A 16925-nucleotide genomic window follows, 5' to 3' on the forward strand; every position below is an offset into this window, starting at 1 on the left:
CCCCCAGACCCCCAACCTCGGTCGTGGCTCGGCTGCGGGTCGGTTGGGGCTGGTCGCGCAGTTCCCCGCGCCCCTGAAGGGGCGCACACCCCCCGCTCACCCACCTCACCCACCGGAGGCACCATGCGTCGTACGCGTACCGCCCTCACCGCTCTCGCCACCCTCGCCGCGGCCGGAGGCCTCGGTAGCCTCGCTGCCACCCCCGCTCACGCGGCCACCGTCGTTGTCGACACCTCCGCCGAGCTGACCAGTGCCATCAAGAGTGCTACCGCGGGGACCACCATCCAGATCCGCGGCGGTACGTACTACCCGACGGCCACCCTTCAGTCCACCGCCAACGGCACGTCCGCCAGTCGCATCCAGCTTCAGCCGTACGGGTCCGAGACCGTGAAGATCGACGGGTCGAACCTCCCCGACGGCGACTGGATCTTCAAGCTGACCGCCGACTACTGGACCGTCTCGCGCATCACCTTCCAGAACTCGCCGGACAGCGCGGTGGTCTGCCAGTCCTGCGCCTCCACGGTCTGGGACAACATCAAGACCATCAACGGCGGCGACTCGGGCTTCACGCTCACCGGCGACAGCACCACGAACAACACCGTCCGCAACATCGACTCGTACGGCCACTACGACCGGGCCAACCACGGCGAGAACGCGGACGGCATCGCCATCAAGTTCGGCTCCGGCTCCGGCAACCTGGTCACCGGCGCCCGTCTCTACAACAACTCGGATGACGGGCTCGACTTCTGGTCGTTCTCGTCCCCGGTGACCGTCGAGCACACCTGGGCCATGGGCAACGGCAAGAACCGCTGGTCGGACTCGGCGTTCGCGGGCGACGGCAACGGCTACAAGCTGGGCGGCGACGGCGAGGTCGTGGCGCACGTCGTCAACAACTCGGCGGCCTGGGACAACGCCGGCAACGGCTTCACCGAGAACAGCAACAAGGGGGCGATCGTCATCAACCGGACGACCGCCTACGCCAACGCCAAGTGGGGCTACTACTTCGCCACCGGCGCCGCCAGGCTCGGCAAGAACCTGGCGGTGGGCAACGGCTCCGGGCTGGTGAACAAGGGCTCGTCGGTGGTCTCGGCCGGCAACAACTGGGACTCGGGCGTCTCGACGCCCGCCTTCCGGTCCACGGACGCGACGAGCACGTACAACGCCCGGCAGTCCAACGGCGCGCTGCCCGTGACCACGTTCCTGACCACGGGCAGCACGACCATCGGCGCGACGATGGACTGAGCCAGGGCTACCGCTGCACGGGCCTGATCGACTCCAGGGTCGGCACCACCGGCTTGATCGTGCCGTCGGCCGCGAACCGCATGCGGTCGATGGTGGTCTCGCGGTGCGTGCCGTCCCCGCCCGCCTTACCGGGCCCGTTCAGCGCGAACCGGTGGTAGACCATGTACCAGTCGTCCGTGCCGGGGACGTTCACCACCGAGTGGTGACCGGTGGCGTTGATGCCGTACTCGGGGCGCTTGGACAGGATCGTGCCCTTCTTCGTCCACGGGCCGAGCGGGGACGGTCCGGTGGCATAGGCGACGTGGTAGTTCTCGCTGCGGGTGTCGTCCTCGGACCACATGTAGTAGTACGTGCCCTTGCGCTTGATCACGAAGGCACCTTCACGGAAGTTGTCCGGGGTGATGTCCTTCACCTTGGCCGCGTCGAACGACACCATGTCGTCGTTCAGCGGCACGACGTAGCCGTGCCCGTTGCCCCAGTACAGGTACGACTTGCCGTCGTCGTCCGTGAAGACCGACGGGTCGATCATCTGCCCCTGAAGCTGGCCCCCCTTGGCGACCAGCGGCTTGCCCAGCGCGTCCTTGAAGGGGCCGGCGGGGGAGTCCGCGACGGCGACGCCGATCTGCTGCTCGGCACAGAAGTAGAAGTAGTACTTCCCGTCGCGTTCCGCGATCGCCGGGGCCCAGGCGTTCTTGTCGGCCCAGGACACATCGGGTCCGAGGTCGAGGATCTCGCCGTGGTCCTTCCAGTGCACGAGGTCCTTCGACGAGAAGGCCTTGAACTTCGTGCCGCTCCAGCCGGGGAAGCCGTCCGTCGTCGGATAGATCCAGTAACGGCCGTCCATGTACTTGACGTCCGGGTCGGCGTAGAGACCGGGCAGGACCGGGCTGCGGGTCGGCACCGCCTCCACCGTCCATCTGCGGGTCGTCCCGTCGGCGGCCGTCACGGTGTACGTCTGCGGCTTGCGGAAGTCACGGCGCGTACCGGAGGGCGGGCTGACCTTGGCTCCCGCGCCGACCGACAGCCGGGGAGCGAGACGGGCCAGGTCGGCGTCCGGCTCCATCGGCAGCACGACCTTCGAGGCGGCCTCGGTGACGATGGCGTACCCCCTCTGGTCCTTGGCCGTCGCGTCCACGACCGAGGTGCCGCTGACCGGATACGCGGCCAGCAGCCGGTCGTACTCCGCCTGCGTCACCGGCATGACGGTGCCGTGCCGCGGGCTCGCGGGCAGCTGGTAGTTCTTCGACATCGTCCACTTGCCCGAGTCGAGGTCGGTCGTCTCGAAGGGGACGTAGCCACGGCCGCCGTACTCGTCGATGAACAGGTACCACTTGTTCTCGATGTTCGACTTGAAGACCGTCGGGCCCTCGCCGCGATCGATCGAGCCGCTGCCGATGCAGTCGGACACGAAGTCGTACGAGGTGTCGGTGAGCGAGGTCGACTTCTCACCGGTGATGAACTTCGAGCACGGGCTGCTGGAGCTGGGGTCCCGCTCGTCCTTGGTGTAGCGGTAGTAGGTCCCGTTGTGCTTCACGACCGTCGAGTCGATGACGGAGTAGCCCGGGTCGTCCCAGACCTTCGGCTCGCTGAAGGTACGGAAGTCCTTCGTCGTCGCGTACAGCATCTTGTTGTACGTCGAGCCCGTGTGGTCCGGGTCGTCGTCGGCGTACAGCTTCGAGGCCCAGAAGACGACGAACTCGCCGAGCGTGTCGTCCCAGTAGGCCTCGGGCGCCCAGGTGTTGCCCGCGTTGTCGGGGGAGACCTTCACCAGGCGCTGGTCGGTCCAGTTCACCAGGTCCGTGGACTCCCAGACCATGATGGACTTGCTGCCGTGGCGCTGGACCTGGTCCCAACTGCCGCTGGAGTTCTGGTACATCCTCAGGTCGGTCGCGATCATGTAGAACTTGTCGCCCTCGGGGGAGCGGATCACGAACGGATCGCGCAGGCCCTTCTCACCGATGGTGGAGGTGAGGACCGGCTTGCCGGCGTTCAACTCCCGCCAGTGCAGCGCGTCGTTGCCGCGGCTGAGGGCGTAGCGGATCTGCTCGCCGTCGGCGGTGCCCTCGCCGGTGAAGTAGGCGAAGAGGTAGCCGGCGTACTTCGGCTTGGCCTTCTGCGCGGCCTGGTCGGCCTGGTTCACGGGTGGGGCTCCGGTTTGTGCGGGACTGGGGGGAGCTGCCAGCAGGCTCAGGAAGAGGGCCAGCAGCGCGGACAGAGACATCAGGAGGGTGCGGGCGGTGCGGGGTCGCATGACACATCCTGTGGGAGTCTGATGGATTCTGTTGGGTGGATGACCTTGGGAGTGTCACCAGCGGGAATGAGCACGTCAATCGGTGCGACGGGGACCGGGGCGAGCGAAAGTTTCGATTCGTTTTCGCGTGCAAGCGGCAACCCTTCCGGCCATGGCGGCGACCAGGGACAAGAGGCGGGTCCGGCCCGCCTCTTGTCCCCCCTCCCTAGGAAAGGAACGCCCCGTGCGTCAGAGCCTTGGACGCCACCGCAGGACCCGAACCCTCTCCATCGCGGCCGGGGTGGCCGTCGCCGCGGGGGCGGGTGGCGTGTACCTCGGACTCCTGCCCGACGGAGCCAGCGCCGCCACCACGGTCACCGTGTCCACCACCGCGCAGCTGGAGTCCGCGGTCAAGAACGCCGCGGCCGGCACCACCATCCAGGTACGCGGTGGCACCTACTACCCGACGAAGACGCTCAAGTCGGAGGCGAACGGCACCGGTTCGGCCCGGATCACGCTGCAGGCCGCCGCCGGTGCGAAGGTGAAGGTCGACGGCTCGAAGCTGCCCGAAGGCTCCTGGCTGGCCGGAATCTACGGTGACTACTGGACCGTCCAGAACATCACCTGGCAGAACTCGCCCGCCCAGGGCTTCGTCGCCACCTCCTCCGTGGGCGGTGTCTTCAAGAACCTGGTCACCGCGAACAACGGCGACTCCGGCTTCTCGCTGCGCGGCGACGGCACCACGAACAACCTCGTGCAGAACCTGGACAGTTACGGCAACTACGACCCCGCGGGCCACGGTCAGAACGCCGACGGGATCGCCGTCAAGTTCGGCTCCGGCTCGGGCAACAAGATCACCGGTGCCCGCCTCTACAACAACTCGGATGACGGCCTCGACTTCTGGCAGTTCTCCAGCCCGGTCACCATCGAGCACTCCTGGGCGTACGGAAACGGCAAGAACCGCTGGAACGACCCGGCCTTCGAGGGCAACGGCAACGGCTTCAAGCTCGGCGGCGGAGGCGCCTCGGTCGCCCATGTCGTCAACAACAACGCGGCCTGGGACAACAACCAGCACGGCTTCACCGAGAACTCCAACACCGGTGCCATGAGCCTGAACCGCAACACCGCGTACGCCAACACCGGTTCGGGCTTCTACTTCGCCACCGGCAAGGCCCGCCTCGCCAAGAACCTCGCGGTGGGCAACAAGGACAGCCGGTCCAAGCTCGGCAAGTCCACCGTCTCCGCGGGCAACAACTGGGACAAGGGCGTCGCCACCCCCGCCTTCAAGTCCACGAACGCGTCCACCGCACAGGGCGCCCGCGGGTCGAACGGCTCGCTGCCCGCCACGACCTTCCTGACGACCGGCTCCACCACCATCGGTTCGACGATGAACTGACCCACACAGAGGAGAGCGAAGGCATACGAGAACGCCCCCGCCGGCTGACCTCCAGTCCGGCGGGGGCGTTCCTCTTGCCGGCCCGCATGGGGGGATTCAGGCCAGCAGATCAATGCAGTCGAACGACGTGCCCGGGCTGAGGAACGCGGCCCCGGAGGAGCCGCTGACGATGTTCAGCTTCAGCACGTTGTACTGACTGGAGTTCGACTTCCACGCGCTCGCCGGCACGTTGTAGGTGAACGTGTGGTTGTTGCCCCGGTACGAGCCCGTGGTGAGGGACCGCGTCGAGGGCTGGGTGGGCGCCACGAGGATCGGCGACACCCAGTCGTTGACGGTCACCCGCGGCCGCCCGCCCGCGTAGGCGGTCGTCACGCCGATGCGCAGGGTGTGCGCGGCGGCGGCCTGGGCTTTGGTCAGCTTGAAGTAGACGAGGATGCCGTCGTTGACGTTCTTCCACATGTACGCCGGGAACGCGGCGGCCTCGTCACCGCTGCCGATGGTGACGTTGCCCGTCCACTTCGCGGCGCGCGCGTCGGACGGATGCGCGTACGTCATCAGCTTGGCGTTCTTGAACCCGCCCGGTGTGCCGCTCCAGTTCCCGAGCCGCCAGATCGTGTCGGCGGTGCTCGGGTCGCCGCTGATGGTGAGGCTGTTCAGTGCGGTGGTGCGGCCCGCCGTCACCTTCACCTCCCGGGTGTGCACGGCGAGTTCGCCCTTGTAGACGGTGAGCGTGTACGTCCCCGGCAGCATGCCCGGGCACGAGAAGGCACCCGTGCCGGCGGCGGCCTTCGCCCAGTACTGCGCGTCTTTGTTGGCGAAGCCCACGGTGTACGGGTAGTCGGCGTCCCTGCCCTTCAGACCGACGCCCGACACCTTGCCGCGGCCGGACTCGCCGACCCAGCCGGAGATGCCGAGACCGTCCACCCATGAGGTGTCGAGGTTCTTCGCGAACAGCGACGACGACGGCGCACCGCCGTCCGTGAAGGACAGCACATACGGACCCTGCAGACCGAAGCGCATCGCCTCGGTCTGCGACTGGTTGTAGTGCAGGATCTCGTACAGGCCCACGCCGCCGTCGTTCGAGTGGCGCAGCAGCGAGCGGTAGAACGGGCCGCCCGACGCCTTCTCGTGGTTGGAGCGGACCATCCACAGGCCGACCGAACCGGTCTTGTAGCCGATGTAGTCGTAGTCGATGACCCGTTCGCCCGAGTAGTGCTTGGAGCGGGTCTGGCCGTTCGACCGCTTCCAGACGTCACCGGCCTCGATGACCTTGTCGGACGCCTCCACCCAGGAGTCGGGACCCTCGTTGGGGAAGATCCCCGCCTTGATGCGGGCGATGTAGCGGGTCGCCGTGAACGACGTGTCCGCCTTGTTCGTCCACATGTAGACGTTGTTCTGGCCCTTGCGTGCCGCGTAGTAGTGCTTCAGCGTGCCGTGCGCCACGGAGACCAGGATCGTCGCCCCGGACTGCTTGATGCGCACGGTCGACGCGCCGAGCCCCGACTCGACATGCGAGTGTTTGCCGCCGTATCCCTCGTACTCCTTGCCCTTGTAGACCAGCGACGTCAGGTCGCCGGTCGACTTGGAGACCTTGAAGACGAGGGAGGCGCCCGTGTCGATCACGTGGTTGGCCCCGTCGTCGGTGTGACCGAAGGTCGCGGCCGACGCCGAGGAGAGCAACCCGGTGCCGGCCGCCACCGCCGCGCCGGAGCCGGCCACGCCCACGGCGGACGCGGCAAGCAACCGGCGACGGGTGAGGTGCTTTTTGTGCGTGCTCAAGTGTGGTGCTCCAGGTGCTGGGTCGCGCGATTACTTGTAAGTGATGTCGGACGCCTTGTAGTTGCAGTAGGTGCCGTCGGCGTCCTTGCCGGCGGTCTGCGGCTCCTTGCCGGTGTTGTTGCCGATGTACTTCTGGCACGGCACGATCTTCTTGCTGCTGTCGCCGAGGATCGTGATGTTCCGCAGGGCCGCGGAGTCGCCGTAGTTCTGGTTGATGCCGACCAGGCGCGAACCGGGTGCCGTCACCTCGATGGTGTTGAAGATCGAGGTGCGCTTGTACTGCGTTCCGCAGTTGCCACAGGAGCGGTAGAGGGTCTTGAAGTCCTGCACCGCGAACTTCGAGACGACGAGCTTGCCGCCGCCGTTGTGCTGGAAGACCTTGTCCGAGGCCTTCCGCGCCCCGCCGCCCGACACGGTGTAGGTGGCCGAGTTCCCACCCTTGAACGTGGCGGCGTCCTCGCCGACGTCCTCCCACCAGACGTTCTGCAGCGTGCAGCTGCCCGAGCAGTGGATGCCGTCGGCGCCGGGCTTGCCGATGATGACGTTCTTCAGCGTCGCGCCGTCCGCGAGCTTGAAGATCGGGTCCTGGCCCTCTTCCTGACCGTCACCGCCCAGGTCGCCGCTGCCGTAGTAGCGCTTCATCCCGCCGTCCTTGACACCGGACACCGGGATCGTCTTGGTGACGGGCTCACTGCCGTTGGGGGTCGGCCAGCTGGCGGCGGCGCTCGCCGACGACATGCTGGTGCCGACGAAGACCGCGGCTCCGGTCATGGTTAATGCGGCCAGGCCGCTGAGCACAGCGCGCTTGCGGTTGATCGTGCGGCGGTGGCGTGCGCTCTGTTCCGATCCTGAAGTCATGTCCCGATTCCTTGAGGTGGGGGAGAGCCTTGCGTCTCCCTGGTCGCCACCCGGCAGGAGGGGGTTGCCGCCCCTCGGAACTTTTTTTGCGAAGCGCTCGTTGGGGCGTCTCTACGAGTCGCCGTTGTCGGTGTCCTGGCTCCCGAAGTCGCCGGTCACACCCAGCTGCCGGCCGTCGGCCCGGGCGGTGGCCGCATAGCGGTCACCCCTGGCGTCGCGGCCGCCACGATCGTGGTCGTACTGCCCGGCGAACACGAACTCGCCGGCCGGGACCGTACGGTCCGGCTTGAGCACCCAGGTGTAGACGACGAAGCCGTCGCGCTCGCCGACCGTCTGCACGAAGTCGTCCTCGGGCAGCGAGCGCCAGGCGCCCGTCGAGGTGACCCCGCCGGTCTGCTTGATCCGCAACTCGACCTTGAGCGAGGTCAGTTGCTTGTCCGTCTTCACGGTCACATTGCTCTGTGCCCAGAAGTCGTTGCTGTGCGGGTCGACCGAGCCGTCCGACCACAGCGGGCCGTCCTCGACGCCGGCGTCCGCGGGCGGAGTGACGGCCGGCTCAGGCGGCTCGACCGTGCGGGGCGGGGACGCGGTCGGTGTGTCGGGACGTGAGGTGGGCGTCGGATCCGGCGGGATCGGTGCGCGGCTCGACCGCTCCGCCGACGGCTCGGGAGTCGGTGTGACCGCGACGCTCTGCTGGGCCGGTTCGTCGTCCTTCAGGGCGGACGCGGCGGCGTAGCCGCCCACGGCGAGCATGCCCGCGACCGCGGCCGTGGCGCCGACGACACGGGCCCAGCCGAGCACCTGCGGCTGGCGGGAGGGGCGACGAGCCCCCTCGGGTTCGGCCATGCCTCGCTCGACACGGGCCAGGATGCGCGCGCGGTCGGGCTCGTGCGCGTCGGCCGCCGCACGCAGCCGGGCGCCCAGCTCCTCGTGTACGTCCCGGTGCCCGGTCATGGGTTCCTCCCTCCGGCCCCACCGGTGCGCAGCACCGCCGCGTGCATGTGGCTCGGGGCGTTCTCGGCCCCCAGCAACCGCAGCAACTCGGCCATTCCCTTCGACGTCTGGCTCTTTACCGTACCCACCGAGACGCCGAGGGCGAGCGCGGTGTCCCTTTCCGAGAGGTCGAAGGCGTGCCGCAGCACCACGCACGCCCGCTTGCGGAACGGCAGGCTGCGCAGCGCGTCCTGGACATCGACGACAGCCGGGATGTCCGGGTTCTCGCTGCTCTCGTCGCGCTGCGACCAGAACAGGGTGATGCGTCGGCGCTCGCGCACCGCGCTGCGGATCCGGCTGCGCGCCAGATTGGCGACCACCCCTCGCGCGTACGCCACGGGATGGTCCGCCGCGCGCACCCGGTCCCAGCGGTGCCACAGCGCGAGCAGGGCGTCCGCCGCCAGATCGTCGGCGGCGTCCGACTCACCGGTCAACAGATGGGCCAGTCGCGCCAGCTCCGCGTAGTGCCGCTCGAAGAAGTCGTGGAACTCCGCGGAGGCGGCGTCGTCGACGACAGTGCCCACGGGTGACCTCTCCCCTTGATTCCCGGGCAGTACAGTTACTGCCTGCGCTGTTGCTGCGTAGTGCGTATACGGGCCCCGTGTGTCACCCGTGAAGGAATCGTGTCCATGACGGGTGAGAGCCGAGAGAGTACCAGGCGCTCGTACAGGGCTTCGAACGTCGTGTGGCAGGCCGAACTCGATTCCGTAACACGGAGAAAACCCGAAACCGGTTCAACGCAGGAACAATCCAGCCAGCATCCGCACATCAGCACGCAGGCAACAGGGAGTTATCCGCCATGCCCGAAACACAGAAGGTGGCCGACCGGCCAGGCACCGCCCCCAGCGCGGCGAACAGCGTCGACCGGTTCTTCAAGATCTCCGCACGCGGCTCCACCTTCGCCCGGGAGATACGGGGCGGCTTCGCCACGTTCTTCACGATGGCCTACATTCTTGTCCTGAATCCCATCATTCTGGGCAGCGCCAAGGACAAGTTCGGCCACCAGCTCGACAACGTCCAACTGGTCACCGCCACTGCCCTGGTGGCCGCCGTGATGACGGTCATCATGGGCGTCGGCGGCAATCTGCCGCTCGCGCTGGCCGCCGGTCTCGGCCTCAACGCCGTCGTCGCCTTCCAGATCGCCCCGCTGATGAGCTGGGACGACGCGATGGGCCTGATCGTCCTCGAAGGCCTGCTGATCTGCGTGCTGGTGGTGACGGGCCTGCGTGAAGCCGTCATGCACGCGATTCCGCAGCCGCTGAAGCAGGCCATCAGCGTCGGCATCGGCCTGTTCATCGCGTTCATCGGCTTCGTCGACGCGGGGTTCGTCACCCGGATCCCCGACGCCGCGAACACCACCGTGCCCGTCCAACTGGGCGCCACCGGCGCGCTGTCCGGCTGGCCGATGCTCGTCTTCTGCCTCGGCGTTCTGCTGACCATCGGGCTGCTCGCCCGCAGGGTCAAGGGCGCGATCCTGATCAGCATCGTCACCATGACGGTCCTCGCGATCGTCATCAACGAGATCGCGGACATCAAGAGCTGGGGCCTGACCACACCCGCCTGGCCCGACAAGCTGGTGGACACCCCCGACTTCGGACTGATCGGCGACTTCAGCCTGTTCGGCGCCTTCGGTCAGACCGGCGCGATCACCGTCGTCCTGTTGATCTTCACGCTGATCCTCTCGGACTTCTTCGACACCATGGGCACGGTCGTCGGCATCAGCGCCGAGGCCGGACTGCTGGACGACGAGGGCAAGGTGCCCAACCTCGGCCGTGTGCTGCTGATCGACGGTGCCGCCGCGGTCGCCGGCGGCGCGGCCTCGGCCTCCTCCTCGACCTCGTACATCGAATCGGCGGCGGGCGTCGGCGAAGGCGCGCGCACGGGCTTCGCGAACCTGGTCACCGGGGGGCTCTTCGGGCTGGCCCTGTTCCTGACCCCGCTGCTGACCATTGTCCCGCTCCAGGCGGCGGCCCCCGCCCTCGTCGCGGTCGGCTTCCTGATGATGACCCAGGTCAAGCACATCGACTGGGACAAGTACGAGATCGCCATCCCCGCGTTCCTGACGATCGCCGTGATGCCCTTCACGTACTCGATCACCAACGGCATCGGCGCCGGCTTCGTCGCCTACGTCCTCCTCAAGACGGTGCTGGGCAAGGCGAAGGACGTGCACTGGCTGCTGTGGGGCGCGTCGGCGATGTTCCTGGTGTACTTCGCGATCGACCCGATCGAGCAGATCTTGGGCGTGCACTGACTTGCGGGGCTTCCCCGCGCCCGTAAGGGGCGCGGGGAAGCGACATTATGCGGCTCCGCCGCGTGGGCGCGACCAGCCACGGACGGCCCGCAGTTCAAGGACGACCCGCAGTGCTCAGTCGTTCAACGCAGCCCGCATCATCGCTTTGGCCACCGGCGCAGCCAACCCGTTGCCGCTGACCTCCGAGCGCGCCGCGTTCGACTGCTCGACGATCACGGCGACGGCCACCTCCTTGCCGGTGGAGTCGTCCTTCGCGTACGACGTGAACCAGGCATACGGCGTCTGGCTGTTGTTCTCGCCGTGCTGGGCCGTACCGGTCTTGCCGCCCACGGTCGCGCCGGAGATCCGCGCGTTCGTACCCGTGCCGTCCTCGACCACCGTCTGCATCGCGGACTGCAACTGCTCGGCCGTGGACGAGCTCAGGATCTCCTTGGTGTCCGTCCTGTCGTCGTAGTTCTCCAGCACATTGCCGCTGGCGTCGCTGATCTGCGACACCATGTGCGGCGAGACCTGCTTGCCGCCGCTCGCGATGGTCGCCGACACCATGGCCATCTGCAACGGCGTGGCCGTGACGTCGAACTGCCCGATGCCCGACAGGGCCGTCTGCGACTTGTCCATGTCCGACGGGTAGACGCTCTCGTACGCCCGCACGGGAACGTCCTGCTCCTCGTTGTTGAAGCCGAACTTCTCCGCCATCGCCCTGACCTTGTCCTGGCCCAGGTCGACGGCCATCTTCCCGAAGACGTTGTTGCACGAGTACTGCAGCGCCACGCGGATCGTGGCGTCCTCGCAGGGCGCCGACTCGTTCTCGTTCGCCAGGACACGGGTCGAGCCCGGCAGGGGGTACGGATTCGGGCTGTCCGTCTTCTCGTCCACCGACGAGTACAGCCCGTCCTCCAGAGCGGCGGCCGCGACGACCAGCTTGAACGTGGAGCCCGGCGGCAGCGGCTGGCGCAGCGCGCGGTTCGTCATCGGCTTCTCGGGGTCCTTGGCCAGCTTCTCCCAGGCGGCGGAGTCCGTGGATCCGCTGATCTCCGAGGGGTCGTACGAGGGAGTCGACACGACACCGAGGATCTTGCCGTTCGTGGGGTCGATCGCGACGGCCGCGCCCTTCTTGTCACCGAGTGCGTCGTACGCGGCCTTCTGCACGTCCGGATCGATCGTGGTGACCACATCGCCCGGGGCGGCGCGCTTGCCGGTGACCGTGTCCAACGGGTTCTTCAGACGGTTGTCCGTGCCGTCGAGCAGGTCCTGGTAGATGCCCTCCAGCTGCGTCGCCCCGTACACCTGCGAGCTGTAGCCCGTGACCCCCGCGTAGAGAGCACCGTCCTTGTAGGTCCGCTGGTACTTGAGGTCGCCGCTCCTCACCTCCTTGGAACCGGTGACCGCGTCACCGGCCACGATGATGTCCCCGAGCGGATACGCGTACTGCTCGATCGTGTTCCGCCGGTTGTCCTTGTCGTCCGCGAGCGCCGTGCCCTCGTAGAACTGCACCCAGGTCGCCCTGACCAGCAGGGCGAGCACGAGCAGCAGAGTGAAGACGGAAGCGCGCCTGATCGTCTTGTTCATCCCGCTGTTGAAGACGAGCGGGGCGAACCGAATCGTTCCTTCCGCCCCGGTTTCTCATCCGGCTTTCATGAAGTCCGCCTCATAGGAGCGAGCTGTTCTCGGGGATGCCGAGGTGACTCCCGGCCAGCCAGGCGACTTTGAGGGACACGTAGGGCGCGCACGAGACGACGGCCAGGGTACGCAGCACTCCGCGGAGACGGCTCAGCCGTCCAGAGTGAGGACCACCTCGTCGATCTCCGCCCCGCGCGCGTTCGCGTATCCCCTCTCGTGCCCGGTCACGCGGAATCCGCACTTCTCCAGGACGCGCCGCGAACCCGCGTTGTCCGCCGCGGCACGGGCGCGCAGCGGGCGCTCGGGGACCTCGGCGAGCAGGGCCCTCAGGGCACGCGTCGCGATGCCGCGGCCCCAGTACGCGCGGTCGATCCAGTAGGTGACCTCGCGCTCGCCCGGATCGCCGTACACCGCGGCGTTGCCCACGACGTCGCCGTCGACGAGGACCGTGCGCTGGACGACGTCGGGGGAGCTGCGGATCCGTGCCCAGTGGGCGTCGAAGGCGTCCCGGTCGGCCGGGTCCTTGGCCGTGAACGCGGCCATTCTGAGCGAGTCCGGATCGTTCATCAGCCGGAAGAAGACCGGCAGATCGCTGTCGTGGACCTTCCGGAGCACGACCTCCATGTCCCCCGCCTCCCTGCCTCCCGAACCGCGCACGTCAGAGCCTCCGGGTGGCGAGCGTCAGCCGGTCGCGCGCGTCGAACAGCGCGTCCTTCACCATCTGTTCGTGCGCGGGCGTCAGCCGTGCCACCGGCACCGAGCAGCTGATCGCGTCGCGCGCGGGGGTGCGGTACGGAATCGCGACCCCGAAGCAGCGCAGCCCCAGCGTGTTCTCCTCGCGGTCCACCGCGAAGCCCTGCTCCCGCACCTGGTGCAGTTCCTCGATCAGTTTCTCGCGGTCGGTGATCGTGTGCTCGGTCAGGGCGGGGAGGGTCTCCGGCAGCAGCTTCCGCACCTGCTCGTCGGTGTGCGTGGCCAGCAGCGCCTTGCCGAGCGAGGTCGAGTGGGCGGGCAGACGACGGCCCACGCGCGTGAAGGGGCGGAGATAGTGCTGGGACTGGCGTGTGGCGAGATACACGACGTTCGTGCCGTCCAGCCGGGCCAGGTGGATCGTCTCCGTCGTGTCGTCCGACAGCCGGTCGAGGGTGGGCCGGGCCGCTGCCACCACCTCGTCGCCGTCGATGTACGACGTACCGACCAGAAGCGCGCGCACCCCGATGCCGTACCGCGTCCCCGTCGCGTCCGTCTCGACCCAGCCGAGCTCGACGAGCGTACGCAGCAGCATGTAGAGGCTGGATTTGGGGTATCCTACGGCCTCCTGTACGGCGGCCAAGGAGTGCATTCCGGGTCGGCCGGCGAAGTATTCGAGCAGTTCCACGGTCCGCACCGCGGACTTGACTTGCGCCCCGCCGCCTGTCTCGCCTGCCGACATCGCCCTTGACCCCTTCGTTCGACGGGAAATAGTCTCCCAAGGCATATTCACCATCAGAGACAGCGTTCAGCATATCGAACGCCCTGGTGAGTGAGACAAGAACTGCGGCATCACATCTGGAGGAACCCGCGGTGGCAGCAGCACCAGTCTGGAGTGTCGACCCCCGAACCGGGAAGCAGCGCGAACAGGTTGCGGTGGAGGCAACGGCCCAGGAGGTGGACGAGGCTGTCCGCGCGGCCCACGCCGCCCGAGGAGCCCTCGCCGACCGCGCGGTCCGCTCGGCGTTCCTGCGCTCCGCCGCGGACCAGCTCGAAGGTGCCAAGGACCACCTCGTCGAGGCCGCGGACGCCGAGACCGCGCTGGGGCCGGTCCGGCTCACCGGCGAACTCGCCCGCACCTGCTACCAGCTGCGGGCCTTCGCGGACATCGTCGACGAGGGCGCTTTCCTCGACGTCGTGATCAACCACCCCGACGACACCGCGACCCCGCCGATCCCGGACCTGCGTCGCTACAAGGTGCCGCTGGGCGTCGTCGCCGTCTACTCGGCCTCGAACTTCCCCTTCGCCTTCTCGGTCCCCGGCGGCGACACCGCGAGCGCGCTCGCGGCCGGCTGCCCGGTCGTCGTCAAGGCCCACCCGGACCACCCGGCGCTCTCCGAGCTGGTGGCCGCCGTACTGCGCCGTGCCGCCGCGCAGCACGACATCCCCGAGGGTGTCATCGGCCTCGTCCACGGCTTCGAGGCGGGTGTCGAACTGGTCAAGCACCCGCTGGTCTCGGCGGCCGGCTTCACCGGTTCGGTACGCGGCGGCCGTGCCCTCTTCGACGCGGCGGCCGCCCGCCCCGTGCCGATCCCCTTCCACGGCGAGCTCGGCTCCCTGAACCCCGTCGTCATCACCGAGGCCGCGGCCGCCGAGCGCGCCGAGGCGATCGGTACCGGGCTCGCGGGCTCGATGACGCTGGGCGTCGGCCAGTTCTGCGTGAAGCCGGGTCTCGTCCTCGCGCCGACGGGCGCGGCGGGCGACCGGCTGGTGAAGTCCCTCACGGAGGCCGTCAGCGACACCGACGCCGGAGTCCTGCTCGACCACCGTATGCGCGACAACTTCGTCGCCGGCGTCACCGAGCGCACCCAGCTCCCGGAGGTTGACACCCCGGTGACCCCGGGCGCGGGCAGCGAGCACACGGTGAGCCCCGGCTTCCTGACCGTGCCGGCGGAGAAGCTCACCGCCGAGGGCGAGCACGACCTGCTCCTGGAGGAGTGCTTCGGTCCGCTCACGGTGGTGGCGCGCTACGAGGACGAGACGGAGGCCACGGCGGTCCTGTCCCGTCTGCCCGGCAACCTCACCGCGACCGTGCACCTCTCCACCGAGGAGGCGGCGGGCGACGGCCGCGGCGCGGAGATCCTCGCCGAGCTGACCCCGCTGGCGGGCCGTGTCCTGGTCAACGGCTGGCCCACCGGTGTCGCCGTCGCGCCCGCCCAGCACCACGGCGGCCCGTACCCGGCGACCACCTCGACGTCCACCTCCGTGGGCGGTACGGCGATCGAGCGCTGGCTGCGGCCGGTGGCGTACCAGAACGCTCCCGAGGCGCTGCTGCCGCGTGAGCTCCGCGATGACAATCCTTTGGGGTTGCCGCGTCGTTTCAACGGCCGTCTGGAACGCTGACCCTCTGCGGGAAGCGCCGTCGGGGGTGCGGTCCGTCGCCGGCTGCGGGCCGGTTGTGGCTGGTCGCGCCCCGCGGCGGAGCCGCATGATGTGACAGCCCCGCGCCCCTGACGGGGCGCTGCCCCCGCGCCCCTTCTTTCGGGGCGCGGGTGTTGACCTGAGACACTCACAGGATGGACGTGGAACTTCCCCAACTCCCTTTCTCGCTCCGCACCTATGGGCCCGATGGGCACTGGTCGTACGAGGACGGGGTGCTCAGCGGCTGGGCGGGCGCGCGGCAGGACCGCTTTGTGCCGCCCACCGATGAGGCCCTGGACCCGGCGTCCGACGCGCCCCGGCTGCTCGGGGCGCCGGAAGGGGACTTCCAGCTGATCGCCCGCGTCACCGTCGGCTTCGCCGCGGCCTTCGACGCGGGCGTTCTGTACATACACGTGGGCGAGCGGGCCTGGGCCAAGCTCTGCCTGGAGAACTCCCCGGACGTGCCCACCGTCTGCACGGTGGTCACCCGCGGCCACTCCGACGACGCCAATTCCTTCACCGTGGAGGGAAGTTCGGTCTGGCTCCGGGTCAGCCGCACCGGCCGTGCCTTCGCCTTCCACGCCTCCAAGGACGGCAAGCGCTGGACCTTCGTCCGCCTCTTCACCCTGGGCGACGAGGAGACCTCGGGAGCGGCCCTCGTCGGTTTCATGGCCCAGTCCCCGATGGGGGAGGGGTGCGTGGTCACGTACGACGGCATCGAGTTCCGCCCGGACTGGCCCAAGGACCTGCGGGACGGCAGCTGATCCCCGACTGTGGGCTGCGTTCCGCCCACATCGTCGGATCTCTCGTGTCATGCTGCCCAGCATGACCACCGACACGCACCGGACTCTTCCTGACGGCCGCCCCATCCCCCTCCTGACCGGGGACGAGCGGCCCATGCTGGAGAGCTGGCTGGCATTTCACCGTGCCACGCTGGAGCTGAAGTGCGCGGGGCTCGCGGACGGGCAGCTGCGGCTGGCGTCCGCCGAGCCGTCGGAGATGACGTTGCTCGGCCTCGTGCAGCATCTGGCCGAGGTCGAGCGGAACTGGTTCCAGCGGGTGTTCGGCGGGCTGGACGTGCCGGCCCTCTACGCGGAGGGAGCCGGCGGCTACGCCCTCGCGCCGGAGCGCGGGCTCGACGAGGCGCTGGCCGACTGGCGCCGGGAGATCGCCCGGGGGCAGGAGCTGTGCGCGGGTCGGTCGCTGGACGAGACCGGACGGATCGCCGACGGGCCGATGACGGGGCTGGAGGTCAGCCTGCGCTGGATCCTCGTCCACATGATCGAGGAGTACGCCCGGCACAACGGCCACGCGGACATCCTCAGGGAGCGTATCGACGGGGTCACGGGAGCCTAATCAATGAATTCACTCGGACCCAATTATTCCGCCTTTTTGAGTGCAGCTTCCCGTCTTCTTCTGCCCGCTTTCTTCGAGCCTAAACACTA

14 protein-coding genes are annotated in these 16925 nt (G+C 68.4%); 6 read left to right on the forward strand and 8 right to left on the reverse strand.

Annotation, left to right across the window (positions count from 1 at the left end; genetic code table 11):
- Positions 1–123: 123 nt before the first annotated feature.
- Positions 124–1242 (forward strand): right-handed parallel beta-helix repeat-containing protein, encoded by a 1119-nt coding sequence (locus FE633_RS30145; protein ID WP_138048338.1) that lies wholly within the window; start codon positions 124–126, stop codon positions 1240–1242.
- Between the two features lie 7 nt (positions 1243–1249).
- Here FE633_RS30145 and FE633_RS30150 read toward each other — a convergent pair whose 3' ends face one another.
- The gene (locus FE633_RS30150; protein ID WP_138048339.1) at positions 1250–3493 is read right to left on the reverse strand and encodes a glycoside hydrolase family 43 protein; all 2244 of its coding nucleotides are present in this window, start codon (positions 3491–3493) and stop codon (positions 1250–1252) included.
- A gap of 223 nt (positions 3494–3716) precedes the next feature.
- Here FE633_RS30150 and FE633_RS30155 point away from each other — a divergent pair, with 223 nt between their 5' ends.
- A complete protein-coding gene (locus FE633_RS30155; RefSeq protein WP_138048340.1) occupies positions 3717–4868 on the forward strand; it encodes a right-handed parallel beta-helix repeat-containing protein in 1152 nt (383 codons plus the stop codon).
- A gap of 96 nt (positions 4869–4964) precedes the next feature.
- Here the strand turns inward: FE633_RS30155 and FE633_RS30160 are convergent, their stop codons facing one another.
- From FE633_RS30160 to FE633_RS30175, 4 genes are all read right to left on the reverse strand, one after another.
- Positions 4965–6647 carry a rhamnogalacturonan lyase B N-terminal domain-containing protein gene (locus FE633_RS30160; protein ID WP_138048341.1) on the reverse strand — a complete coding sequence of 561 codons (1683 nt, stop codon included), beginning with the start codon at positions 6645–6647 and terminating at the stop codon, positions 4965–4967.
- A 30-nt stretch (positions 6648–6677) separates the two neighbouring features.
- Positions 6678–7505, reverse strand: coding sequence for a pectate lyase (locus FE633_RS30165; RefSeq protein WP_138048342.1), 828 nt, complete (start codon positions 7503–7505; stop codon positions 6678–6680).
- 111 nt (positions 7506–7616) lie between these two features.
- On the reverse strand, positions 7617–8459 hold the full coding sequence (locus FE633_RS30170; RefSeq protein WP_138048343.1) for a hypothetical protein: 843 nt from the start codon (positions 8457–8459) through the stop codon (positions 7617–7619).
- Positions 8456–9022, reverse strand: coding sequence for a SigE family RNA polymerase sigma factor (locus tag FE633_RS30175; protein WP_138048344.1), 567 nt, complete (start codon positions 9020–9022; stop codon positions 8456–8458). The genes FE633_RS30170 and FE633_RS30175 overlap by 4 nt, the downstream gene beginning before the upstream one ends.
- Before the next feature lie 275 nt (positions 9023–9297).
- On the opposite strand from FE633_RS30175, the gene FE633_RS30180 reads away from it, so the two are divergent.
- Positions 9298–10749 carry an NCS2 family permease gene (locus FE633_RS30180; RefSeq protein ID WP_138048345.1) on the forward strand — a complete coding sequence of 484 codons (1452 nt, stop codon included), beginning with the start codon at positions 9298–9300 and terminating at the stop codon, positions 10747–10749.
- Positions 10750–10863: 114 nt separating this feature from the next.
- Here the strand turns inward: FE633_RS30180 and FE633_RS30185 are convergent, their stop codons facing one another.
- The 3 genes from FE633_RS30185 to FE633_RS30195 form a co-directional block, all read right to left on the reverse strand.
- Entirely contained in the window at positions 10864–12318 is a 1455-nt protein-coding gene (locus FE633_RS30185; RefSeq protein WP_138048346.1) for a peptidoglycan D,D-transpeptidase FtsI family protein, read from the reverse strand.
- 201 nt (positions 12319–12519) lie between these two features.
- Complete coding sequence (locus FE633_RS30190) at positions 12520–12993, reverse strand: GNAT family N-acetyltransferase (protein WP_138048347.1); 474 nt, start codon at positions 12991–12993, stop codon at positions 12520–12522.
- A 34-nt stretch (positions 12994–13027) separates the two neighbouring features.
- The gene (locus FE633_RS30195) at positions 13028–13801 is read right to left on the reverse strand and encodes an IclR family transcriptional regulator (protein ID WP_138048348.1); all 774 of its coding nucleotides are present in this window, start codon (positions 13799–13801) and stop codon (positions 13028–13030) included.
- 131 nt (positions 13802–13932) lie between these two features.
- On the opposite strand from FE633_RS30195, the gene FE633_RS30200 reads away from it, so the two are divergent.
- The 3 genes from FE633_RS30200 (at position 13933) to FE633_RS30210 (ending at position 16836) form a co-directional block, all read left to right on the forward strand.
- Complete coding sequence (locus FE633_RS30200) at positions 13933–15462, forward strand: aldehyde dehydrogenase (NADP(+)) (protein WP_138048349.1); 1530 nt, start codon at positions 13933–13935, stop codon at positions 15460–15462.
- Positions 15463–15635: 173 nt separating this feature from the next.
- On the forward strand, positions 15636–16244 hold the full coding sequence (locus FE633_RS30205) for a DUF1349 domain-containing protein (protein WP_138048350.1): 609 nt from the start codon (positions 15636–15638) through the stop codon (positions 16242–16244).
- A gap of 61 nt (positions 16245–16305) precedes the next feature.
- Positions 16306–16836: a DinB family protein gene (locus tag FE633_RS30210; RefSeq protein ID WP_138048351.1), complete on the forward strand. Its 531-nt coding sequence runs from the start codon at positions 16306–16308 to the stop codon at positions 16834–16836.
- Positions 16837–16925: the final 89 nt, after the last annotated feature.

This window comes from Streptomyces montanus (assembly GCF_005786655.1).
Taxonomy (GTDB): domain Bacteria; phylum Actinomycetota; class Actinomycetes; order Streptomycetales; family Streptomycetaceae; genus Streptomyces; species Streptomyces sporangiiformans.

Coding starts and splice junctions, on each gene's coding strand:
- FE633_RS30170 (WP_138048343.1), bottom strand. CDS start 8,459: ATGACCGGGCACCGGGACGTACACGAGGAGCTGGGCGCCCGGCTGCGT.
- FE633_RS30145 (WP_138048338.1), top strand. CDS start 124: ATGCGTCGTACGCGTACCGCCCTCACCGCTCTCGCCACCCTCGCCGCG.
- FE633_RS30210 (WP_138048351.1), top strand. CDS start 16,306: ATGACCACCGACACGCACCGGACTCTTCCTGACGGCCGCCCCATCCCC.
- FE633_RS30150 (WP_138048339.1), bottom strand. CDS start 3,493: ATGCGACCCCGCACCGCCCGCACCCTCCTGATGTCTCTGTCCGCGCTG.
- FE633_RS30165 (WP_138048342.1), bottom strand. CDS start 7,505: ATGACTTCAGGATCGGAACAGAGCGCACGCCACCGCCGCACGATCAAC.
- FE633_RS30205 (WP_138048350.1), top strand. CDS start 15,636: ATGGACGTGGAACTTCCCCAACTCCCTTTCTCGCTCCGCACCTATGGG.
- FE633_RS30190 (WP_138048347.1), bottom strand. CDS start 12,993: ATGGAGGTCGTGCTCCGGAAGGTCCACGACAGCGATCTGCCGGTCTTC.
- FE633_RS30180 (WP_138048345.1), top strand. CDS start 9,298: ATGCCCGAAACACAGAAGGTGGCCGACCGGCCAGGCACCGCCCCCAGC.
- FE633_RS30185 (WP_138048346.1), bottom strand. CDS start 12,318: ATGAACAAGACGATCAGGCGCGCTTCCGTCTTCACTCTGCTGCTCGTG.
- FE633_RS30195 (WP_138048348.1), bottom strand. CDS start 13,801: ATGTCGGCAGGCGAGACAGGCGGCGGGGCGCAAGTCAAGTCCGCGGTG.